23 protein-coding genes are annotated in these 20,167 nt (G+C 65.8%); 11 read left to right on the forward strand and 12 right to left on the reverse strand.

Annotation, left to right across the window (positions count from 1 at the left end):
* The first annotated feature begins 19 nt into the window (after positions 1–19).
* Positions 20–733, forward strand: coding sequence for an SDR family NAD(P)-dependent oxidoreductase (locus GBA63_RS17355; protein ID WP_166178103.1), 714 nt, complete (start codon positions 20–22; stop codon positions 731–733).
* Here the strand turns inward: GBA63_RS17355 and GBA63_RS17360 are convergent.
* Together GBA63_RS17360 and GBA63_RS17365 are read right to left on the reverse strand one after the other, a co-directional pair.
* Positions 730–1,476, reverse strand: coding sequence for a type 1 glutamine amidotransferase (locus tag GBA63_RS17360; RefSeq protein ID WP_166178105.1), 747 nt, complete (start codon positions 1,474–1,476; stop codon positions 730–732). The two genes, GBA63_RS17355 and GBA63_RS17360, sit on opposite strands and share 4 nt — an antisense overlap.
* A gap of 174 nt (positions 1,477–1,650) precedes the next feature.
* Positions 1,651–3,066, reverse strand: a complete 1,416-nt coding sequence (locus tag GBA63_RS17365) for a MurT ligase domain-containing protein (protein WP_166178107.1) — start codon at positions 3,064–3,066, stop codon at positions 1,651–1,653.
* A 117-nt stretch (positions 3,067–3,183) separates the two neighbouring features.
* On the opposite strand from GBA63_RS17365, the gene GBA63_RS17370 reads away from it, so the two are divergent.
* From GBA63_RS17370 to GBA63_RS17380, 3 genes are all read left to right on the forward strand, one after another.
* Positions 3,184–4,155 (forward strand): S1C family serine protease, encoded by a 972-nt coding sequence (locus GBA63_RS17370; RefSeq protein ID WP_166178109.1) that lies wholly within the window; start codon positions 3,184–3,186, stop codon positions 4,153–4,155.
* 187 nt (positions 4,156–4,342) lie between these two features.
* Positions 4,343–4,579: a heavy-metal-associated domain-containing protein gene (locus GBA63_RS17375; RefSeq protein WP_207956880.1), complete on the forward strand. Its 237-nt coding sequence runs from the start codon at positions 4,343–4,345 to the stop codon at positions 4,577–4,579.
* Positions 4,572–5,009, forward strand: coding sequence for a hypothetical protein (locus tag GBA63_RS17380; RefSeq protein WP_166178112.1), 438 nt, complete (start codon positions 4,572–4,574; stop codon positions 5,007–5,009). Before GBA63_RS17375 ends, GBA63_RS17380 begins: the two co-directional genes overlap by 8 nt.
* A gap of 97 nt (positions 5,010–5,106) precedes the next feature.
* On the opposite strand, the gene GBA63_RS17385 is transcribed toward GBA63_RS17380, so the two are convergent.
* Complete coding sequence (locus tag GBA63_RS17385) at positions 5,107–6,129, reverse strand: sodium:calcium antiporter (RefSeq protein WP_166178114.1); 1,023 nt, start codon at positions 6,127–6,129, stop codon at positions 5,107–5,109.
* 75 nt (positions 6,130–6,204) lie between these two features.
* Here GBA63_RS17385 and larB point away from each other — a divergent pair, with 75 nt between their 5' ends.
* Together larB and thpR are read left to right on the forward strand one after the other, a co-directional pair.
* On the forward strand, positions 6,205–6,978 hold the full coding sequence (gene larB, locus GBA63_RS17390) for a nickel pincer cofactor biosynthesis protein LarB (protein WP_166178116.1): 774 nt from the start codon (positions 6,205–6,207) through the stop codon (positions 6,976–6,978).
* An 11-nt stretch (positions 6,979–6,989) separates the two neighbouring features.
* A complete protein-coding gene (thpR, locus tag GBA63_RS17395; protein WP_166178118.1) occupies positions 6,990–7,520 on the forward strand; it encodes an RNA 2',3'-cyclic phosphodiesterase in 531 nt (176 codons plus the stop codon).
* Between the two features lie 327 nt (positions 7,521–7,847).
* Here thpR and GBA63_RS17400 read toward each other — a convergent pair whose 3' ends face one another.
* A complete protein-coding gene (locus GBA63_RS17400; protein WP_166178120.1) occupies positions 7,848–8,243 on the reverse strand; it encodes a hypothetical protein in 396 nt (131 codons plus the stop codon).
* A gap of 378 nt (positions 8,244–8,621) precedes the next feature.
* Between GBA63_RS17400 and GBA63_RS17405 the strand changes: the two genes are divergently transcribed.
* From GBA63_RS17405 to GBA63_RS17415, 3 genes are all read left to right on the forward strand, one after another.
* Positions 8,622–9,518, forward strand: coding sequence for a diacylglycerol/lipid kinase family protein (locus GBA63_RS17405; protein WP_166178122.1), 897 nt, complete (start codon positions 8,622–8,624; stop codon positions 9,516–9,518).
* Between the two features lie 4 nt (positions 9,519–9,522).
* Positions 9,523–9,849: an SHOCT domain-containing protein gene (locus GBA63_RS17410; protein WP_166178123.1), complete on the forward strand. Its 327-nt coding sequence runs from the start codon at positions 9,523–9,525 to the stop codon at positions 9,847–9,849.
* A 90-nt stretch (positions 9,850–9,939) separates the two neighbouring features.
* Positions 9,940–10,824 carry an ACP S-malonyltransferase gene (locus GBA63_RS17415; RefSeq protein WP_166178125.1) on the forward strand — a complete coding sequence of 295 codons (885 nt, stop codon included), beginning with the start codon at positions 9,940–9,942 and terminating at the stop codon, positions 10,822–10,824.
* A 227-nt stretch (positions 10,825–11,051) separates the two neighbouring features.
* On the opposite strand, the gene GBA63_RS17420 is transcribed toward GBA63_RS17415, so the two are convergent.
* Positions 11,052–12,170 carry a proton-conducting membrane transporter gene (locus GBA63_RS17420; RefSeq protein WP_166178127.1) on the reverse strand — a complete coding sequence of 373 codons (1,119 nt, stop codon included), beginning with the start codon at positions 12,168–12,170 and terminating at the stop codon, positions 11,052–11,054.
* A gap of 136 nt (positions 12,171–12,306) precedes the next feature.
* On the opposite strand from GBA63_RS17420, the gene GBA63_RS17425 reads away from it, so the two are divergent.
* Positions 12,307–12,531: a hypothetical protein gene (locus GBA63_RS17425; RefSeq protein WP_166178129.1), complete on the forward strand. Its 225-nt coding sequence runs from the start codon at positions 12,307–12,309 to the stop codon at positions 12,529–12,531.
* Positions 12,532–12,772: 241 nt separating this feature from the next.
* Here GBA63_RS17425 and GBA63_RS17430 read toward each other — a convergent pair whose 3' ends face one another.
* From GBA63_RS17430 to GBA63_RS17455, 6 genes are all read right to left on the reverse strand, one after another.
* Positions 12,773–14,740 (reverse strand): polysaccharide biosynthesis protein, encoded by a 1,968-nt coding sequence (locus GBA63_RS17430; protein ID WP_166178131.1) that lies wholly within the window; start codon positions 14,738–14,740, stop codon positions 12,773–12,775.
* A gap of 211 nt (positions 14,741–14,951) precedes the next feature.
* A complete protein-coding gene (locus tag GBA63_RS17435; RefSeq protein WP_166178133.1) occupies positions 14,952–15,932 on the reverse strand; it encodes a glycosyltransferase family 4 protein in 981 nt (326 codons plus the stop codon).
* Positions 15,933–15,944: 12 nt separating this feature from the next.
* Positions 15,945–16,355 carry a PIN domain-containing protein gene (locus GBA63_RS17440; RefSeq protein ID WP_228282151.1) on the reverse strand — a complete coding sequence of 137 codons (411 nt, stop codon included), beginning with the start codon at positions 16,353–16,355 and terminating at the stop codon, positions 15,945–15,947.
* Between the two features lie 6 nt (positions 16,356–16,361).
* The gene (locus GBA63_RS17445) at positions 16,362–16,628 is read right to left on the reverse strand and encodes a hypothetical protein (protein ID WP_166172281.1); all 267 of its coding nucleotides are present in this window, start codon (positions 16,626–16,628) and stop codon (positions 16,362–16,364) included.
* Positions 16,629–16,666: 38 nt separating this feature from the next.
* The gene (locus tag GBA63_RS17450) at positions 16,667–17,554 is read right to left on the reverse strand and encodes an NAD-dependent epimerase/dehydratase family protein (RefSeq protein WP_166178137.1); all 888 of its coding nucleotides are present in this window, start codon (positions 17,552–17,554) and stop codon (positions 16,667–16,669) included.
* A 10-nt stretch (positions 17,555–17,564) separates the two neighbouring features.
* On the reverse strand, positions 17,565–18,020 hold the full coding sequence (locus tag GBA63_RS17455) for a hypothetical protein (RefSeq protein ID WP_166178139.1): 456 nt from the start codon (positions 18,018–18,020) through the stop codon (positions 17,565–17,567).
* Positions 18,021–18,170: 150 nt separating this feature from the next.
* On the opposite strand from GBA63_RS17455, the gene GBA63_RS17460 reads away from it, so the two are divergent.
* Positions 18,171–19,091: a hypothetical protein gene (locus tag GBA63_RS17460; protein ID WP_166178141.1), complete on the forward strand. Its 921-nt coding sequence runs from the start codon at positions 18,171–18,173 to the stop codon at positions 19,089–19,091.
* Between the two features lie 320 nt (positions 19,092–19,411).
* Here GBA63_RS17460 and GBA63_RS17465 read toward each other — a convergent pair whose 3' ends face one another.
* Positions 19,412–20,005, reverse strand: coding sequence for a hypothetical protein (locus tag GBA63_RS17465; RefSeq protein ID WP_166178143.1), 594 nt, complete (start codon positions 20,003–20,005; stop codon positions 19,412–19,414).
* Positions 20,006–20,167 lie beyond the last annotated feature (162 nt).

Consider the following 20,167-nt stretch of genomic DNA (forward strand, 5'->3'; position numbering starts at 1 on the left):
CGGACGAAAGGAGCCGCGCGTGAACGGTAAGACGGCAGCAATACTCGGGGTGGGGCCGGGTCTCGGGTCGGCCGTAGCCCGCCGCTTCGCCGGAGAAGGCTTCTCCGTCGCGCTCATGGCCCGCCGTGAAGAGAGCGTGTCGGGCATCCGGCAGGAGATAGAAGAAGGCGGAGGAAAGGCCCGCCCCATCCCCACGGACGCCACGGACCCGGCCTCCGTCGCCGCGGCATTCGGCGAAGTACGCAACAGCCTCGGCGATCCCGAGGTCTTCGTCTACAACGCCGGCGCCTTCCAGATGGGCGGCATCCTGGACGTCTCGCCAGAGAAGTTCGACGAGTGCTTCAAGGCAAACTGCGCCGGCGCCTTCTACGCGGCCCAACAAGTCTTGCCCGCCATGGTCGAAGCCGGCCGCGGCACGGTCCTGCTCACCGGCGCGACCGCCGCGCTGCGAGGATCGGCGCGGTTCTCCGCCCTCGCGGTCGGCAAGTTCGGTTTGAGGGCCCTGGCGCAGAGCATGGCCCGCGAGTTCGGGCCGCAGGGCGTTCACGTGGCGCACGTCGTCATAGACGGCCAGATCGACACGCCGAGGGTCCGCGAGATGTCCCCGGGCCGAGAGGACCACACCATGCTCTCCCCCGACGCCATCGCCGAGACCTACTGGCTTCTCCACGAGCAGGACCCGACGGCCTGGACGCTCGAGATGGACCTGCGTCCCGCGGTGGAGGGCTTCTAGCGCCTTCCGGCCAACCTACCCGCCATCGAAGCGAAAGCGTTCCCTTCCGCCGAATCTTCGAGCGGCTCCAACTCGACGGTGTCGTCTTCGCGGCGCAGGGCGGTCAGGATGAGCTGATCCGTGAGCCAGGGGTTCTTCGGCAGCAGAGATCCGTGGAGGTAGGTGCCGTAGGCGTTCAGACGCCTCGCGCCCTCGGTTCCGTCCCTGCCGTTGTTGCCGAAGCCGGCGACTACCGTGCCGAGCGGTTCGCAGTCGCCCAGATAGGTCCGGCCGCCGTGGTTCTCGAAGCCGACGACCCGGCGTACGTCTCCCGTCTCGGGGGCCGGGACCTCGACCAGCACGTTCCCGATCAGGCGCGCCTCGTCGGGCTTGCGCGGCTCGGTGTGGAGGTCGAAGATCCCGACGCCGGGCAACTTCTCACCCTCTGGCGTCTCGTAATGGTGCCCCATCAGCTGGTACCCGCCGCAGACGCCGAGCACTACACCCCCGTCCTCGACGACCGCCCGCAGATCTTCACCCTTGGACCCCGAGAGGTCATCGGCCAGAAGCGCCTGCTCCCGATCCTGCCCCCCGCCGAAGAGGAAGATATCGCAGCCGGTTGGCCTGACCCTCTCGCCGAGCCCCACGTCGACGACCTCGACCCCGATACCCCGCCACTCGCACCGTTTCTTGATGGAGATTACGTTCCCCCGGTCACCGTAGAGGTTCATCATGTCGGCGTAGAGGTGGTGGATGGTGAGCATTGGCCTCCCTTCGGTCGGCGCTGTCAGCCGTCAGCTTTCAGCTTCTCTCAGACGCCCTTTGAGCGTCTCGGATACGCTGGCCGCTAGCCCCGCCTATTCCCGGGTCCGGCCGAATCGTACCAGGATGCGAAAAGCGACGTTCTTGCTGACAGCTGAAAGCTGAGAGCTGACGGCTCATCTGTCCTCCCAGAACGGATGCGTGTAGCCCATGTCGCTCAAGGCCTTGCGGATCTCCAGCATCGCCGTGTAGGTCGGCAGGACGTAGAGCGTCTCGCCCGGCGGGGTGGATTGCAGGGCCATTTTTATGGCTTCTTCGCGGTCTGGAACAACCTCGCCCACGGGGAGTTCGGCGTATTTGAGGCGGACGGCCATGTCGCCGGCGCGGATGCCGCTGACGGTGAAGGGGGCGGCGTCGGCCTTGCCCGCGGCGCGGGCTTCCGCGAGCATCTCGAAGTCCACGTCCCAGAGCCACGAGACGTCGCGGCCGTCGGCGTCGTTGTCGTTTATGGCTATCAGGACGTTTTTGGCTTCGGCGCCGGTTACGAAGGTGCGCAGGATCTCGTTGAACCCGACGGGGTTCTTTATGAGGAGCAAGAACGCCTCCCTGTCACCGGCCTCGATCCTCTCGACCCGCCCGAAAGCCCCCCCGAACTCCCCGATGCCCCGGACGATGTCTTCGAGACCCACGCCGGCCTCGCCCGCGACGGCCGCGGCGGCGAGCGCGTTGTAGACGTTGTAGAGGCCCGGAAGCGATATCTTCGCCTCCCTCTCGCCCTTCGGCGTCGTTAGGAGGAACGAGGAGCCGCGCGCGCCTTCGGGGCGTACCCGGCTCGCCCGGTAGTCGAGGGGCGGTCGGGAGAAGTCCCCGGTCGGGCAGCCGTAGACGCCGACGTGGCCCATGTAGACGGCGGCGTAGTCCAAAGGCGTGCCGCAGATCGGGCAGTCCTTGGAGTCTGCGACGTGCTGCAGACGGCCCGTGTCGAGGTCCGGCTCGTCCACGCCGTAGAAGACGGGGCCGCCCGTCGAGCGTCCGAGGCTCGCGACGAGGGGGTCGTCGGCGTTGAGGACGACTGCGCCGCCGCGGGGCAGGTCGGCGAAGGCCGAGGCGATCACCTTGCCCGTGTAGGCGAGCTCGCCGTAGCGGTCGAGCTGGTCGCGAAAGAGGTTCAGGACGGCCAGGATCTTGAGCTCCGCCTCGGCCGCCACCCTTGGGATGCTCGCCTCGTCCACCTCGAAGAGCCCCATCCCGGAGGAGGGCTTGCCGGAGAGGGACGAATCCGAGACGAGCGCGGCCGTCACGCCGGTGACGAGGTTAGCACCCGTCGAGTTGTTCACGGCCCGGACGCCGGCGGTCTGCAGGATCTTCCCGATCATGCGCGTGGTGGTCGTCTTGCCGTTGGTACCCGTAACGGCGACCGACCCGAGCGTGAGCCGCTTCGAGAGCTTCTTCAACACCTTCGGGTCGACGCGCCTGGCAACGACGCCCGGGATCGTGGATCCCCCACCCCGTTTCAGGGTGCGGCTCGCGAGCTGCGCCGCCCTGGCGGCTCCTATGGAGGCGAGCAGGCGGAGGTCGGGGACAAAGCTCATGGCGCGCATTATATTCCCTGCGCGGCGCGACTTGTCGGCCGCACCCGATGCCTGAGGCTCTTCACCCACCCGTTCGTCCGGGTGGCGGTCGTTTTGGGTTGCGGTAGAAATTGTCGTATGGAGATCTTCGAGAACCTTTCGGCGAGTTCGAAGCTCGGGAACGCAGAGCTGGACGCGTATTCGCGGGCGGTTCGGGGCGTGACGGAGACGCTCGAGCCCGCCGTGATCTCGCTCGGCCTGCAGGATGGCCGCGGCGGCGGGAGCGGCGTGGTCCTCGGCACGGACGGAACCACGGCCACGGCCGTCACGAACAGCCACGTCGTGCGCGGCCTGGGCAGGGCCGGCGGGGGGCGGGGCAACGAGGGCGAGCTGCGGGTCACTTTCTCGGACGGGACTTCCGTCCCCGCGGAGGTGCTCGGCGACGACCCGCCGAGCGACCTCGGGGTGGTCCGCTTTACGCCCGAGAACGAGCCGGCGGTCGCCGCGCTCGGCGAGGCGGAGAACCTAGTCGTCGGGCAGCTCGTGGTCGCCATAGGGAGCCCTCTCGGTTTCCAGAGCACCGTGACGGCCGGGGTGGTAAGCGCGCTCGGGCGTTCGATCCGGGGCCAGGAAGGGCGCCCCATCGAGAACGTCATCCAGACCGACGCGGCCATCAACCCTGGCAACTCCGGCGGGCCTCTGGCCGACACCTCTGGCCGGGTGGTGGGCATAAACACCGCGATAATAGGAGGCGCCCAGGGAATAGGCTTTGCCGTGCCCGTCTCGGGCGCGTTCCGCCGCGTGGTCTTCTCCCTCGTCACCGAAGGCCGCGTGCGCCGCGCCCGCCTCGGCGTCGTGGTCGCGACCCAGCCCTCGCGCGGCGGCGTCGGCGGAGGAGCGGGCGTCCGCGAAGTCCCCCCGAACGGCCCCGCCCGCAGGGCCGGCGTCCGACCGGGAGACGTGATAGTCGCCCTCGGCAACAGGCCCGTCCGCTCCAACAGCGACCTCCTCGCCCTCCTGGACGAATCCGCCATAGACCGCGACATGGAGTTGAAGGTCCTTAGAAGGGGCAAGGAAGTAACGCTCACCGTACGCCCCCGCGAACAGTGATAGAGCTATCAGCTATCGGCTTTCAGCAAAACCGTGGTAGACGAAGCCTGGGGATGACAACGGGCCGACCATAACTCAAACTTAGTCCGCAGGACGGTGGCGAGAACGCCTGGCGGTTTCGCCGTACCGAGGATAAGCTGACCGCTGAAAGCCGATAGCTGACAGCGGCCGACCGAAGGGAGGCCCAATGCCGGACGTTACATTTACAGTGACAGATATCTCTGATGCTGAGGACGCGACCAAGCTCGAGCGGGCGCTCGCCAGGCTCGACGGGGTGAGGCTCGCGAACGTGGACTCGGAGAAGGGGTTGGTTGCCGTCTCTTACGACGAAGGAGGGGTGGGTCTCGAGAAGATCGAGACGACCATGAGGGAGGCGGGCCACGAGGTCGAGCCGTCCCCCGGCGCGGACCCGGACGTTGACTGACCCGACGCCCGGGTCCTCCGTCTCGGTCGAGGAGGCGGCTCGCTTTCTGGGGGTCCGGGAGGAGGAGGTTGCGGATCTCGCGGACGGTGACGGAAGGGTCCCCCTGGAGGGCCTCCGTAGCAGGGCCGGGTCCGCCGCCATCGCGCTTGAGCTGGCGCGAGCCAGGGAAGAGGCCGGCAGGCTATCCGGACAACTAAAGGAAGTTCGCGCCTCGAACGCGAGGCTTCAAAGGGAGTTGAAGGAGTCCGTCTCCGAGCGGCGGCGCCTCACGGACGAGGTACTCGAGCTCAGGGCCGCGGCCGAGGAGCGGCTGATGCTTATGGAGCGCATCGAACAGATGGCCCGAATCGAACAGGACCTCAACGAGAGCTCATCGGAACTGGAACGCCTCAGGAACAGGAGGCTCCTGGGCCGGCTCCTGAACCGTTAGAGCGGACGGCAAAGAGCTGTCAGCCGTCAGCCTTCAGCTCTCAGCAAGAGCAAAAAGCTGACGGCTGGGAGCGGAGGCATGGCCTCCGCATACCGCTTTACGAGCCGATAACCACGACCGTGGCCGCGATCAGGAACGCGGCGTAGAGGGAGCCCGCGCCGAGCAGGTAGAAGCCGCGCAGCGGGCCTTTACGCAGCAGGAACCCGATAAACACCACGCCGGAGATCAGGGCGAATACGGCGGACAGGGCGCCCAGGAAACCGAGGTCCCACGGGGTGAACAGTATGCCAACGGAGACCGGGATGGTGCTCTGGAACACCATCGCGCCCGTTATGTTGCCGAGGGCCAGAGTGTCCTTGTTGTTCCTGAGCCAGATGACGGAGTTGAACTTCTCCGGCAGCTCCGTCGCGAGCGGCGCCAGCACCAGGGCTATCAGGCCTGCGGGGATGCCTATGGCGGTGGAGATATGCCCCACGGCATCGACGAAGAAGTGGGCGCCGAAGCCCATCACCACGACCGTGCCCACCAGTTGCGTGGCGACGGCCCACGTCGGCGCCGCCGAGCGGAAAGGCCACAGGGTGAGGCTGTCCGGTGGGTCCCCCTCCGTGGCGTCGCCGCCCCTTCTCAAGGTCTGTATAACGTAGAGCGCGTAGGCGACGAGCAACAGGATCGCCAGCAAGATCTTGAGTACCAGGGGCAGCTGGATGACGCCGGCCCCCGTGGCCAGGGTGAAGCAGACGAGAAAGAACGCCATATCGGGGATGGTGACCTGCCGGTTGACTACGAGCTCGCTTCCCGAGCCCCTCCGGTTCTTGTAGAGGATGGCGGAGAGGCCGACGATAAAGAGGGCGAGCGTGGCGAGCAAGAAAGGCGCGCCCAGGATCGCGCCGATGCCTATCTCCCCGGCTGCGGCCCCACCCGAGCCCACGATCACGGCCCCCAGGATGGCGACTATCGGGATCATGGTCTCCGGCAACGCCGTTCCGACGGCCGCCAGGAGGCTGCCAACGGCCCCGTGCCCCATGTTCAGGCGGTCGCCCATGATCTCGACTGCGTTGGTAAACAAGACCGCCGCGCCGAGTATGGCCGCCAGGGAGAGCATCAACTCGATTATCGACATAGACCCTTCTTCCGATCTCACGAAACCATGACGTGTTAGATTCTCTGGCCCGTACTATACCCGGATCGGGAGGACATGAACGACCTGGATGCAATACTGGCCGCCGTCGAACGCGGCGAACTCTCCCCAAAGAGGGCCGCCGGACGGCTGCGCGAGGGTGAAGTCCGCTACGTCGAGGACTTCGCGGCCCTCGACCTCGGCCGAGCCGCCCGCAAGGGCGTCCCCGAGGTCGTCTACGCCCGCGGCAAGAGCCCGGAGCAGGCCGCCGGGATCTGCGCCGCCCTCCTCGAATCGGCGGAGCGCGTCATCCTGAGCGCCCCGGAACCTGACCACGAAGCCGCCGTCCGCGCAGCCCTCCCCGAAACGCCGATCCGCCGCGCCGGCCGATCCCTGATCCTCGGCAAGGGAGAACCTCCCCGGACCGGAGGGCGCCTCGGCGCCCTGAGCGCGGGCACCTCCGACCTTCCAGTCCTGGACGAGGCCCTGGCCGTCGCCCGCGAGATGGGCGTCGAGACGCTGGCGTTCAACGACGTGGGAGTGGCCGGCATCCACCGCCTGGCGGAACCCCTGCACCGACTACGAGACTTCGACCCTGACTGCCTCATAGTGGCCGCCGGCATGGAGGGCGCGCTGCCGAGCGTGGTCTCCGGCCTCGTCTCCGTCCCGGTTATAGGCCTACCGACCTCGACGGGCTACGGCCTCGGCGGCGACGGGACGGCCGCGATCCTGGGCATGCTCCAGACCTGCTCTCCCGGCCTCTCGGTAGTAAACGTGGACAACGGCGTCGGCGCCGGCGCGACCGCGGCCCTGATCGCCAACCGCGCCGCCTCCGCACGCAAACTGGCCTAGAGAGGGACTCCGTGCGCGTCTTCGTAGCCGTCTTCCCTCCCCCGGAGGTTCAGCAAGCGCTGATCGAAGCCGCCCGTCTCACCCCCACGAACGCCTTCCGCCTCACGGCCCCCGAACGCGTCCACCTCACCCTGAAGTTCCTCGGCGACGTCCCACCGGACTCCCTACCCCGGATTACCGCCACCCTGGAACCCATCCGCCGCGACCACGAACCGTTCGACGTGCTCACCTCGAGCTTCGGCGTCTTCCCTTCCCCGCGACGCGCCAGAGTCCTATGGGCCGGTCTCGGCGAAGGAAAGGAACAAATGCGCTCCCTGGCCCAAACCGTGGAAACCCTCCTAGAACCCGAAGGTTTCCAACCAGAGAAAAAGTCCTTCATGCCCCACATAACCCTGGGCCGCGCCCGCCGTCCAACCCCATTCGACCCCACGGGCGCCAACCTCCCCGAACTACGATTCACCGTGTCCGCCATCGACCTGGTCCAAAGCAAACACAGCCCCAAAGGCGTCGCATACTCGACGCTAACGCGGTACGAGTTGTAGGTGTATCAGCCGGTCAGCATCTCAGCCGGTCAGCACTTCAGCTTTTCTGGCCGACAGGCTTCTGGCTGAGAGCGAGGCTTGAGGAGCAGGCCGAAGCGTGCTGAGAGCGTAGGCGAAGCCGGAGCGGGCTGAAAGGCGCGAAGCGCCGCGCTAGAACGCCGAGATCAGGGGCCCGACGGACATGATTATGAACAGCAGGATCAGGATCATGACGACCACGGCTATGAAGTTGCTTCCGCTCATCGGCTCGGGCTTTCTGATGGTTGTGTACGGCTTCTCATCGGCGGGCCAATTCTAGCGGCTCCGCGGCGCCCCTGCAGGCGTCCCTCAACCGAAGGCCCTGAACTCGTTGGCGTAGAAGACCCGCCGCTCCGGCGCCGGCTCCCCTTCCCCGAGAAGCTTCTCCCGAAAGCCGTGGAACTCCTCGACCTTCTCGGCGATCAGCCGGACTATCGGGTCGGGGTCGGAGCGCAACTCCAGGATGGTTTCGAGCGCCGCCGCCACGTTTACCTGCTCCACGCTCCCGGCCTGCCTGGGCTCCTTGTAGAAGATCCTGCACCCGTAAGACGCGGCCCCGGTATCGTGGACCACCAGGATCATCTCCGGCCTCATCGTCGCCACCCTGGGCACGTTCTCTAGCTCGTACATCACCCTCCGTCGCCGGTAGACTTCCCGTTGCGCCTCTTCGCGCGCTATCCTGCCGAACCCGTCACCCTCATCCATAGAGTAAGCTTCGTCCCTGGCCTTTTCCGCTTCGTGAACCCAACGCGAGATGCCTTCGCCATCCAGGCCCTCACCGCAAACCGGGCACCGGTACGATCCGCCCGCCGCGGGACCCAACCCTTCGAGATGCAGGCAATTTTTGGTCCCTTCCACCATGTAGAGGGGTATTGTACTCCTTTCCTCACCCCACGCGACTCTTACCCGTCTTAACAGGATACTCTGTACCTTTACCTCAGCTTTACTCAGGGTCCGGTACGCGCCTTACGGTTGGGGGTCGGGAAGTTGCCCCGCCGGGCGCGAGAACTCTGCAGCGCGCGGCGCGGTCTCGGATCGGTCGGGAGGGCTTGGGGGTCTCGGTTCTGGTATTTTTCGCGTGTGATGTTTGGGGAGAGTGAGGCGCATCTGGTGCTCAACCCGGCCGCCGGCAAGGGGAGGTCGGGGGGTGGGCGGGAGCTCATCTCCCGCGCCTTGGAAGGGCGCGGCGTTCGGCCCGTCTGGCACGTCACGGAGAAGACCGGGGACGCATACGACATCGTGCGCGGGTTGCCCGAAGGGGCGGTCGCGGTCGCGGTCGGCGGGGACGGGACCGTGCACGAGGTGGCGGCGGCCTGCGCCGGGACGGGGCGGGTCATGGGCGTGCTCCCCCTCGGGACCGGCAACGACTACGTGAAGGCGCTCGGCGTCAGCGGCGACCTGAGGCGGGCGCTGGGGGTGCTCGTAGACGGGGAGATCCGAGTCGTGGACGCGGGGGAGGTAAACGGGGTCCCGTTCAACAACGGGCTCGGCGTCGGGTTCGATGCCGAGGTCGCCGAAGGGGTGACGAAAGCGCCCTCCTACCTGCCCGGCGCGGGCAGGTACGTGTGGTCGGTGGCGCGTCTCTTCTGGGGGTTCGAGTGCCACGAAGCGACGCTGCGGCTCGGCGGCGAGAGCGTGGTCGAGGCGAAGACCATACTCGTGGCGGTCGCGCTCGGCACCACCTACGGCTCGATGTTCCGGCTCGCGCCCGAGGCGGTGCTCGACGACGGCCTCTTCGACGTCGTGTGGTCGGAGGAAGTTAGCCGTCCCGAGGTGCTCGGGCTCATCCCTTCGGCGCTGTGGGGCACGCTCACGGACCGAAAAAAGGTCCACTTCGCCCGGGCGGCCGAAGTCGAGGTGGAGATGACGGAGGCCGTGCCGGCCCACGTGGACGGCGAGATGCTCTCCCCCACCCGGGAGTTCCGGGCGCGGGTCCTGCCAGGGGCGCTGCGCGTTATCGGGCCAGGACGAGGAGTGTAAACCGATGAGAAAGATCGGGGAAATCGTGCCGGAACTCGGTTCAAGAAAGGCCCTTCTGCTGGCCGCCGCCTTCGCGGTGGTCGTGGTCATCCTCTCCATGTCCGGGGCCGCTGTCGGCGCGCTGTTCTTCTACGTGCTGTACGTCGCGGCGGTACTCGCAGCGCTTTACCTGGTAGTAAGGTGGGCCGTTGCGGCCGGCATTCGGGACGCTGGAGGAAGGGGCCTCGCAGGCGCGCGGACGGCGCGGGAGATCCTGGACGAGCGGTACGCGCGCGGTGAGATCGGGCCCGAGGATTACGGGAGGGCGCGCCGGGACCTCGAAACTCCCTAGATGCCGGTCCGTATCATCGTCAAGGCACTATTAAAACAATCGTTCCTGTGGTAAAACGCCTCTCTGCGCCGTATGGCTCAGAATGTGCAGTTGAGCAGGGCGTCGGAGTGGTTCGGAGAGAAGATGAGAGCGTTCGTGTTTCCGGGACAGGGTGGCGGGGTCGTGGAGCCGGCGGCGGAGTTGCTGCCGGCGATCCGGCGCGTCGTCGGGGATAGCATCCCGGATCAGGTAAAGATGTTCGCCCGCGCGGCGTGGGACGCCGACGAGAGCCGCACCCTCGATGTAAAGCCGGACGTGGTGGCGGGGCATTCGCTCGGGGAGTACGGCGCCGCCTACGCCGCCGGCTGCTTCGACCTCGAGACGGGCCTGTGGCTCGTGGCCCAAAGAGACCGCTTCCTGGCCGAGGCAGCCGAAGAATGCCCCGGCGGGATGGTCGCCATCCTCAAGGCCGACCCGGCCGAGGTCGAGGAGGCGCTGGGCGACGCGGGGGGCCCCGTAGTCGCCAACTACAACTCCCCGCGCCAGACGGTCGTCTCGGGACTACGGGGCGCACTAGGCGATGCCGTCTCGCGGGTCAGGGGGCGCAAGATCCCGCTAAACGTCTCCTTCGCCGCCCATTCCCCATACGTCGCCGCGGCCGGCGAGAAGATGCGCGGCGTCCTGGACGCCGCCGAGTTCTACGTTCCCCGAGTCCCGATAGTAAGCGCCGCCGACGGCTCCATCCTGACGACCGCGGAATCGGTAAGGGAAGCCTTGAAAGGCCAGATGGTTGCCCCCGTCCGCTGGGTCAAGGTGGTCGAGACCCTCGCGAAGATGCGGGTGGAAGAGTGGGTCGAGCTCGGCGGCGGCGGCGTCCTGACCCGCATGCTCAAAGACTTCGAGCTCCCTTCGCTCAAGGGCATCACGTTCGAAGATCTGCGCGCCCGGCTCCCCCAGCAGGCGCAGAACCTCCTCCCGCGCAAAGAGGGCGAATAGCTCTCAGCGGTCAGCTTTCAGCTTTTGGGTTCGGTGCGGCGCCCGGGTCTATGGCGTGAACCGTGGTATATCCCGGCTTTCGTTACTTCGTCCGCGGGTCTTCGTGTAGGCGGCTTTAGATTCCTCCCTGCGGAGGTCTAACGGCCCGAAGGCGCGGAAAGGGCCGGGGTGAGAACCCCGGCCCAAAAAGCTGACCGCTGAAAGCTTACGGCGGAGGTAGCCGCAGGCTATCGTGCCGCTTCCGCCTCCGTCTCGGCCGCCGCCTCTTCCTGCGGTATCGCGCCGCCGGAGATCTGGATTATGTCGTCCTTGATGGAGGTGATGGTCCCGTCCATGCCGCTCCAGACGCCGATGGAGAAGCCGTCCTCGACGGGCTCGCCTACCTTCTGGCCGAAGGAGACCTCGTCGCCCTCCGAGACGAGCGGGGTGGCGGGCTTGAGGAACCGGCCGCCGAGCGGGAGGCTCACGCCGCTCACCTTGCCGACCAGCGAGATCACGCCCTCTTCGGGGAGCTTGGTCTTTATGTCGGCGTACTCCTTGGAAGCGACGCCCTTGGGGATTATGAGGAAGCCGTTGGTGGTGCGGCGCACGTAGGCGTCGCCCTCCCCGAGGGACTCTATGCCCATCTCGTTGAGGTAGGGACCGCCGTCGATGACGGAGACGTTGCCGGCCTCCGCCTCGACGTCCATGCCGGCGAGCTTGATGAGCTCGGTGGCAGACGAGCCGAGCGGCGTCTCGAAGAGCTTGAGCGGGAGGTCGGGGCCGAAGACGTTGACGAACTTGGTGGTGACCGGTCTGCCCAGGAAGAAAGCGTTGTAGATGTTGAGCAGGGTCTCCGAGTTCTGGACTATGTGGCCGGCGTCGAGCGGGAGGCCGGGGCGCTTGGAGCCGTCGGGCATCTCGACCCGGCGCGGCACCCACTTGCCCTTGTCCTCGTTGAAGATGTTCTTGATGAGCGTCTTCTCCTCGCCCATCGAGTACTTGTCGGGCACCAGGCTCACGGAGTAGAGGCCGTTGGCGTTCTCCTTGTAGCGGGAGAACCACTCCTCGTCCTTGAAGTGGACGCCCATGATGACCTGCTCGATGCCGAAGATGTCCTTCATCGCGTCGAAGAGCTCCAGGAACTCGTCGTAGTACTCGCGGTGGATCATCTTGTCGCCCCAGTAGCCCGGCTCGGACTCGGTGCAGTTGACGATCAAGTTCGGCTGCGGGTTCCTCCACTTGAAGTACGTCGGAAACCCACCCCCACCGGCCCCCACGATGCCGGCCTGCCGCATCAACTCGACGGCCTCTTCCCTGCTCAGCGCCTTTACCTCGTCGAGCGTGCGCCTCTTCAACTCAGCCAAAACTCTTCTCCTCCGAACGCCGTTTACGCTAGATGCTTTTTGTTACAATTTCCACCTAACTATGGCAGATAGTATAACCATTGCGCCTTTATGTTGCTAGTTCGGACGACCACACTCTGATAGACTCAATCTACTTATGAAGCTCTCCAGGCTCACGTCGAACCTCCTTCTCGCGTGCGGCGTCATCACGCTCTTCTCCTGGACCACGCGGGCCTATACCTGGTACGTCAACGACCTCCAGTCCGACCCGTACCTGGCCTGGCTGCATTTCCCGATAATAGGCATCTTTTTGCTGATCGGCGTCTATCTGGCTTACCTGGGCATAAGAGGCCGCAGGGCAACCCGCCAGCAGAAAAGCTAGTCAGCACGCTACGCCCTACGGGCTCCGCTTTCAGCACGCGTCGGCCTGCTCCGCAGTCCTCGCTCTCAGCCCGTCAGCTTCTTGCTGCGTAAGGCCAGACCGGGCCGCGCATGACGAAGCGGTTCGGGTGTCGGGAGGCGTAACGTGTACAGACGACTCGCTGAAAGCTGATAGCTGAAAGCAGCCGTCAGGCTGCGTGCTGAAAGCGTAGGCGAAGCCGGAGCATGCTGCTGGCAAGCCGTTAAGCTTGCCAGCCTCTGGGCGGGTAGTTGAGGTTGATCTCGTGAGTCTCGGGGCCGTTGGTGGTGTAGTTCGGGACGGCGCGGTGGAGGAGGGCCAGGGATTCCCCGGCCTCCTGGTTGCGGGCGTGGGAGATCATGGGGTCGAGGAGTTCGGAGAGGTCTGAGCCGTCGGGGGGGGTCATGTTCTCGGAGGTGAGGCGGAAGACCATCTGGTGGGCGGTCTCCGTCCTCTGTTCGTCCTCCTCGGAGAGTTCTTCTTTGAGCTTCTCGCCGGGGCGGAGGCCCACGAACTTTATCTTTATGTTCGGGGCGCCCATTATCTCGATCATCTTGCGGGCCAGATCCGTGATGGCGACGGGGCGGCCCATCTCGAGGACGTAGGTGCCGTAGCCCTCGGCCATGGCGCCGGCCTGCAGGATCAGGGATACGGCCTCCGGGATGGTCATGAAGTACCGGATCATGTCGGGGTGGGTCACCGTTACGGGGCCGCCCGCCTCTATCTGCTGGCGGAAGGTCGGCACGACCGATCCCCGGCTGCCGAGCACGTTGCCGAAGCGCACCGAGGCGTAGACCGTCTCGGGGTACTCGGCGGCGAGGTTCTTCACGATCATCTCGGCGAGGCGCTTGGTCGCGCCCATGACGTTTACGGGGTGAACGGCCTTGTCCGTCGAGACGTTTACGAACTTGCTCGCCCCGTAGGCCCCGGCGGCGCGGGCCACGTTGAGGGTGCCGAAGACGTTGTTGGTGATGCACTCTGCCGCCTGAAGCTCCATCATCGGGACGTGCTTGTAGGCGGCGGCGTGGAACACGAGCTGCGGACGGAACTTCTCGAAGACGAAGCTCACCCGCTCGGGGTTCGTGACGTCGCCGACGGAGGTCTCGGCGTCGTAGAAGTCTTCCCGCCGCAGCTCCGAGTTCAGGTAGTAGAGGCCGCTCTCGTCGCGGTCCAGCAGGACCAGTTGGGCCGGTCCGAGGCGTGAGATCTGGCGACTGAGCTCGCTGCCGATGGAGCCGGCGGCGCCCGTCACGAGCACGCGCTTGCCGTTGACGTAGCTGGAGAGGGCGTCGAGGTCTATGTCCACGGGCTCGCGCCCGAGGAGGTCCTCGATCTGGAGCTCCCGCAGCTTGATGGTCCCCTCGGAGAGGAACTCGCCGAGGTCCGGCATCACCTTCACGGTGACCGAGGCGCGGGTGGAGGTGCGCCAGATCCAATCCATCTGCTCCCGGCTAGCGTGCGGCATGGCTATGATCACCTGGTCCACGCCGTGCTGGGAGATGACCTCCTCGAGGTCCTCGACGACCCCGAGCACGGAAGCCCCCTCTATCTGCCTCCCCACCTCGGCCCTGGCCTCGCTGACGAAGCCGACCACCTGCGTCTCGGCCGCCGAAGTGCGCCATATGTGCCCCGCGAGCGCCACCCCGGGCTCCCCGGTCCCTACGACCACGACCCGCGTCCTGCGCCCGACCTCGCGCAGGGACAACTCGTAGAAGACCCGCGGGTAGAGCCGGACCGCCACGAGCTGCACGTAGGCGAGGACGGACCCGACCAACGGCACCGAGATCGGGACGGGGTTCTTGGGCATGATCCCGAACCCGTCAGGCCCCACGCAGAATACCGCCAGAAAGAGACCTCCGGCCGCTATGGCCGTCGCGCTCAATACCTGAACGCCCTGGTAGATGCCCGTGTACCTGAGGATGCTCCTGTAGACCCCGCTCTCGTTCAGGAGCAACACGAAAGCAAGCGCCGAAAACAACGCGAACGGCCAGAAGTAGGGCCAGAACTCGTCGCTGTCAGGGGTCCCGGAGACGCGAACTATGAGCACGACGGCGAACGACTCGACGACTATGAAAGCATCCACCAGCATCGCCGCCCCACGCCGGAACGCGGGCGGAGACCCGTGGAAGGCACGCTGCAGCCGGTCCACCGACGCCAGAAGCCGCTCCCCCATACTCCTCATAAGCCACATAGAGTTGCATTCTAACTTTTATTGAGCCGGATGGCTAGATTTCAGGTTTCAGGCTACGGGCATCAGGCATCAGGTTTCTCGCGCTCTCCGTTGCCCGGTGGTTTTCTTCGCTCGCTGCAGCGATCCTCTTTTCGGACGGTGTCGTTAGCCGTTGACGGCTCCCGAACCGAACCGCTTTCCCTGACACCTGAAACCTGATGCCTGAAACCTCCTAAACCACCTTCGGCAACGCCGCGAGTGCGACGCAGAGAGCCGCCGCGACGCCGAAGCCGAGGAGAATCCCGAGGCCTCCTCCCGCCACCAGGAACGCGGCGAGGCCGGCGACGGCGCTCGCCGCGTAGTACAGGTTGCTCGTGCGGCGGTGGAGGTCGGCGGTCGGGGTTATGCGCTGGTAGATGTGCTCGCGGTGGGCGAGGAAGATGCTCTTGCCGGCCCCGCTTCTGAGACGCCGGAAGAGGGTGAAGGCGGTGTCGAAGAGGTAGGGCACAAAGACCAGAGCGCCGGCCGCGAAGCCCAGAGGCGTCCAGGCCCCGCCGGGTGTGACGGGGGCGTAGAGGGCGACGGCGGCCAGGGAGAAGCCGAGCAAGTACGCGCCCGAGTCGCCTATAAACATCGAGGCGGGGCTGATGTTCCAGACCAGGAAGCCTGCCGTCGCCCCGATCAGGGCCGGCAAGAACGCGCCGGAGTCTCCCGCCAGCGGGATCAGGAAGAAGGCGTTGACGATCGCGACGCCACCCGTGAAGCCGTCTATGCCGTCCATGAAGTTGAAGGCGTTTGTGAGGGCCACGATCCAGAAGACCCCAACCAGCGCCACTACGGGCCACAGCACGACCGGCGCTCCGGAGAGTACCGGAGGCGGGTAGAAGAGGATAAGGCCCGCGGCGGCGAGTGCCTGGGCCGCCGCCTTCGTCTTGAAGTGGAGGTTCGAGAGGTCGTCGGCGAGGCCGACGGCCCAGATCAAGGCCGCCGCCAACAGCAGCGGCCACGCCCCTCCAGGACGCAAAACCGCGACCCCGACAACCGTTCCGGCGAAGATGGCGACCCCGCCGAGCCGCGGCGTCGGCACCTCGTGGGAGGAACGGATGTTCGGCACGTCGAGCAGGCTCCTCCCGACGGCGAACTTGACCAGCAGCGGCACGAGCGCGCCGGCCACCAGAAACGCCAGCCCCCCGGCAACGACCGGACCGGTCAACACTGAAATCCTCTACAGAAACGGGTTCTCGACAAGCATCCCCTCGATGATCTGGCCGTGCTGCATGTCCTCCGTCAGGAGCCGGTCGGCGCCGGACTTCAACGCGGCCTCGACGATCAGGGCGTCCCAAAAGGAAAGGGACATCTCTCCGGTGCGGCGCACGGCCTTGAGCACCATGTCGGCGTCTTCCTGAAGAGGGGAGAACTTGGCGAAGTACTCGACTGCTTCTCTCGCCGTCTCATACGAGACCGGGGTGCGTAACTTTCTCGAAGCAAAGAAGAATTCACGCAAGACTTGAACCGAGATAGCGCCATCGCCATCGGCCAAATGCTCTTGCACCAGGCCACGAGAGACCTCTTGCTTCGCTGGCTCGTCTGCGTCCACCAAGTATACGAGAACATTTGTGTCGAAGAACGAGGGCATGGCTCTCTACAGTGGCCCCTCGGGCCGGTTCCTCATAATCGGCCGGTCGTACAACTCTTCCCTTTTGGGCAAGCCCTTGCCACCGCTGCCCGCTTTCGAATTCTTCGAAAGTTCCAGGAGTTTCCGACCCGCCTCGCGCCTCTCCCTCCGTACGCCCGAATACTCTTCCAAATAGCCCCGCAACAGCGCGTTCACCGAGGTGCCCTCTTCCAGAGCCCGGATACGCGCCCTCTTTACCGTCTCCTCGTCTACCGTGATCGTCAGGTTCGCCATGCCCGCTCCTTCTCGTGCCGCACAGCATCAGTGTAGCACTAGGCCGTCTTCGGTTTGATGAGGCCGACCTCGCGCAGGCGCGCGACTTCCAGCTCTATGCCTTCGCGGAAGGGGCGTGGCGCGTAGCCGAGGTCCTTTTGCGCTTCGTCGTAGGTGTAGGCCTTATCCTCGCGGAGGCGCAGGACCTGCTCGCTTTTGATGGGGAGCGGGAGGCGGAGGGTTTCGGCGAGAAGCAAGGCCCGGCGGATGGGCTCCAGCGGCAGACGGACGAGGCGGGTTCGCTTACCGAGTGCTTGGGCGGCCGTCTTTACCAGGTCTTTGTAGGCCAGCGGTTCGTCGCCGGGCAGGTCGTAGGAGTGCCCGACGGCGGTGGGGCGGACGAGGGCCTCGTAGACGCCGCGGGCGCAGTCCTCGTGGTAGACGGGCTGCCAGAGGTTCGTGCCGGGTCCGAAGATCGGGAAGACCGGGGAGCGATCCAGAAAGCGCAGGAGGCGGTGGACGTTCTTGTCACGTTCGGAGCCGTAGATCATGGCAGGTCGGGCTATCGTCCAGTCGAGCCCGCTCGCTTCCACGACTCCCTCCATCCTCTTCTTCGGGCCGGAGCGGAACTCGTAGGCCGAGTGGGCGCTCGTGCTGCCCACCACCACGACCCTAGAGACACCGGCCTTTCGGGCCGCCTCGACGACGGATGGAGCGTATTCGATGCCGGCGACGTGCAGGAGGGCGTCGGCGCCGGCGAGGGCGCGGCCGAGGTCTCCGGCGTTGCCGGCGTCCCCGCGGGAGATCTCTATCGGGTGGGCGTCCAGGCGGTGGGCGTTCTGGCTTCCCTCCCTGACCAGGCAGCGCGGTTCGTGTCCTTCAGAGATCAGTAGGTCAAGCAGCGCGCCGCCGAGCAGGCCGGTGGCGCCGGTCAGCAGGACCTTCATCCGGCCGGCGCTAGTTGGATGGCTCCTCTTCGCCCGAGGGCTGTTCCCCGGAGTTTTGTTCCTCGGCCTTGAAGAGCTGGACGGAGATGGCGCGGTTCACGTCGTTCTTCACCACGTACTCGACCTGGGCCTGCTGGCCCTTCGCGATGTCGCCCATCTCGGCTTTTTCGCTGCCGAGCGTGATCTCGGCGTTCTTCCTCACGTTGAGGGTGAGCTTCTCGGCGTCCTCGGCCTCCCGGCTCGGCATGACTACCATCCTGCGCTTGTCGGGTTTTACGGAGACCACGTTACCCACGCCTATCTTGGTCTCCCGCGCTTCTTTCTTGGACTGTTTCTGCTCTTCGCCGCCGCCGTCCTGCGAACCGCCGCCCTGGGCGTTGTCCGCCTGGCCCCCGCCACCGCCGCAGCCGGCCAGCAAGACTATAAGGGCGAAGAAGGGCACGATGAGCCTCAACCTGGAAAGCATAGGATCTCCTTGTAGGACATACGCGTTACGGGGCCAACCTATCAGAAGAGGCCCGGCGTTTCCAACCCGCGGGCCGCTGGACGCTTTCCGGCCCGTTCTTGGTTATCATGGTTGCTTAACGGTAAGACCGGCAAGAGCACTGGAGGCATTATGGGATCGGTCCGGCGGCGGGTCGCGTCGAAGTTGGGAGAGTTGCGGGAGAAGGTCGAGGGCGCCACGAGCACCAACGAGTACAACGTCGTGCTCACGGGCCCGGGGCGCAGCGGCACCACACTCACGTGCCACCTGCTGAACAAGCTTCCGAACACCATAGCCCTCGCCGAACCCCTCCCCCCCAACAGGTTCGAGCAGCAGATGCCGGACTACGACGCCGTCTGCGACGAGCTGGAGAAGGTCTACCGGCGGATGCGCCGCAAGGCCCTCAAGCAGGGCGTCGTGCGCAGCAAGCACGTCGGCGGCATCGTCCCCGACAACACCAAGGGCCAGGTCGACGGCGTCCGCAAGCGCATCGCGGTCAAGGGCGACATACCCGTGGGCAAGGACCTCGACAAGGACTTCCTGCTCGCCATAAAGCAGCCCGGGATGTTCACCGCCCTGCTCCCGGGCCTCGCGAAGCGGTTCCCGTGCTACGCCATCGTGCGCAACCCGCTCGCGATCATCGCCTCCTCTGGAAGCATCCAGTCGAGAAAGAAGGGCAAGAACCCCTCGGCCAAGATGCGCTACGACGCCGAGTACCGCCGCCAGGTGGAGGAGGGCAAGCAGGCAGGCGCGGACAAGATGGCCCAGCGCCTGAAAAGGATGCACTACAACTTCGAGCGCTACGAGCAGTCCCTCCCCCGCGAGAACATCATCCGCTACGAGGACATCTGCGCCACGGGCGGCAAGGCCCTCCAGGTCATAACCCCCGCCGCCGCCCTACTCGACGAGCCGCTGGAGAACAAGAACGCCAATCCGCTCTACGACCGGGAGAGGATCCTCCGCGTCGGCGAACGCCTGCTCGAGAGCGAGGGCGCGTACTGGAACTTCTACGAGAAACGAGACGTCGAGGAGATCCTGGACAACTTCAGGTAGCGCGGCGTTTCGCGCCTTTCGCGCGTAGCGGTACCACTCCGGGAGGCTCGATGTTTCCGCAAACCGCTGCAGGGGCGGGAGTGTGAGAGGAGGGGCTAGACGTTCCGGACCCTGAAGCGGATTGCAGTGGCTCAATGCCACTGCAATCCGCGCCGTCGGCTATCGGCCCGCTCCGGCTTCGCCTCCACTTTCAGCCATCAGCCTGTTGCCCTTGCTGAGAGCTGAACGCTGAAAGCTGATAGCCCTCCAAAGAGGCCCAACCTCTTTGCAAACCGCTCTAGCTCCTCCTCGTCGAGATACACCGACTTTTACAGGCGATCCTACGGCAATGGCGCGAAGTAGTTGTAGTTCGAGGCTTCGAGGAACCGGAAGTACGGGCCTGGCCTGGTAAACACCCGCTCGCAATCTCTCGTGAGGTCCTTGGCGTCCACCAGCACCCCGTCGAAACCGCTGCCGCAGTCGATGATGTCTTTTGCGGCGGGCACGTTGGACGCTTCGCCGGCATCGTCTCCGGCCCCGGCGGCCACGGCGTCTACGTCGGCGGCCCTTTCACCGAACGCCGGGCCCGCGAACATGTAGTCCCGTCCCCCTCCGCCCGACAAGGCGTCGCCGCCCTTTCCGCCGCCGACGAAGTCGCCGCCGGGGCCGCCAGAGAGGGACCTATCGCCGGCTTGGGGACCGAACTCGTTGCCGCCGAGCACCGCGTCCCTGCCCTGCCCACCGGATAAGGCGTCGGTGCCCCTGAGCCCCAGCAGGACGTCGTTGCCCCCGTTGCCCGACAAGGCGTCGCTGCCTTTGGTTCCTCTCAGGGTGTCGTTGCCGGGCCCGCCGGAGCGGGCGACCGCCAGTGCCACCCCACCGGCCACGACTAATGCCACAGCCATAAGCATCAACAAAAGGACAAGCCGTCGCATCCTCCGCTCCTTTCCTGGGGACGAGCCAGGTACCCGCCTTTTCATGTAGCAACACCATCATGCCCCGCGACCAGACCTGGCACATCACCCAAATGGACCATTTGCCGCAGGCTTTGCCGACTTCGGAGAACCGGTATCCAAAGAAAACCCCCGCCACACGAA

This window comes from Rubrobacter tropicus, from assembly GCF_011492945.1.
GTDB classification, from domain to species: Bacteria; Actinomycetota; Rubrobacteria; order Rubrobacterales; family Rubrobacteraceae; genus Rubrobacter_D; species Rubrobacter_D tropicus.

Bases quoted from the DNA above. Each gene is read 5' to 3' on its own strand.
- GBA63_RS17360 (WP_166178105.1), bottom strand. From the start codon at position 1,476: ATGCTCACCATCCACCACCTCTACGCCGACATGATGAACCTCTACGGT.
- GBA63_RS17365 (WP_166178107.1), bottom strand. From the start codon at position 3,066: ATGAGCTTTGTCCCCGACCTCCGCCTGCTCGCCTCCATAGGAGCCGCC.
- GBA63_RS17370 (WP_166178109.1), top strand. From the start codon at position 3,184: ATGGAGATCTTCGAGAACCTTTCGGCGAGTTCGAAGCTCGGGAACGCA.
- GBA63_RS17375 (WP_207956880.1), top strand. From the start codon at position 4,343: ATGCCGGACGTTACATTTACAGTGACAGATATCTCTGATGCTGAGGAC.
- GBA63_RS17385 (WP_166178114.1), bottom strand. From the start codon at position 6,129: ATGTCGATAATCGAGTTGATGCTCTCCCTGGCGGCCATACTCGGCGCG.
- larB (WP_166178116.1), top strand. From the start codon at position 6,205: ATGAACGACCTGGATGCAATACTGGCCGCCGTCGAACGCGGCGAACTC.
- GBA63_RS17400 (WP_166178120.1), bottom strand. From the start codon at position 8,243: ATGGATGAGGGTGACGGGTTCGGCAGGATAGCGCGCGAAGAGGCGCAA.
- GBA63_RS17405 (WP_166178122.1), top strand. From the start codon at position 8,622: ATGTTTGGGGAGAGTGAGGCGCATCTGGTGCTCAACCCGGCCGCCGGC.
- GBA63_RS17410 (WP_166178123.1), top strand. From the start codon at position 9,523: ATGAGAAAGATCGGGGAAATCGTGCCGGAACTCGGTTCAAGAAAGGCC.
- GBA63_RS17425 (WP_166178129.1), top strand. From the start codon at position 12,307: ATGAAGCTCTCCAGGCTCACGTCGAACCTCCTTCTCGCGTGCGGCGTC.
- GBA63_RS17430 (WP_166178131.1), bottom strand. From the start codon at position 14,740: ATGTGGCTTATGAGGAGTATGGGGGAGCGGCTTCTGGCGTCGGTGGAC.
- GBA63_RS17440 (WP_228282151.1), bottom strand. From the start codon at position 16,355: ATGCCCTCGTTCTTCGACACAAATGTTCTCGTATACTTGGTGGACGCA.
- GBA63_RS17445 (WP_166172281.1), bottom strand. From the start codon at position 16,628: ATGGCGAACCTGACGATCACGGTAGACGAGGAGACGGTAAAGAGGGCG.
- GBA63_RS17450 (WP_166178137.1), bottom strand. From the start codon at position 17,554: ATGAAGGTCCTGCTGACCGGCGCCACCGGCCTGCTCGGCGGCGCGCTG.
- GBA63_RS17455 (WP_166178139.1), bottom strand. From the start codon at position 18,020: ATGCTTTCCAGGTTGAGGCTCATCGTGCCCTTCTTCGCCCTTATAGTC.
- GBA63_RS17460 (WP_166178141.1), top strand. From the start codon at position 18,171: ATGGGATCGGTCCGGCGGCGGGTCGCGTCGAAGTTGGGAGAGTTGCGG.
- GBA63_RS17465 (WP_166178143.1), bottom strand. From the start codon at position 20,005: ATGCGACGGCTTGTCCTTTTGTTGATGCTTATGGCTGTGGCATTAGTC.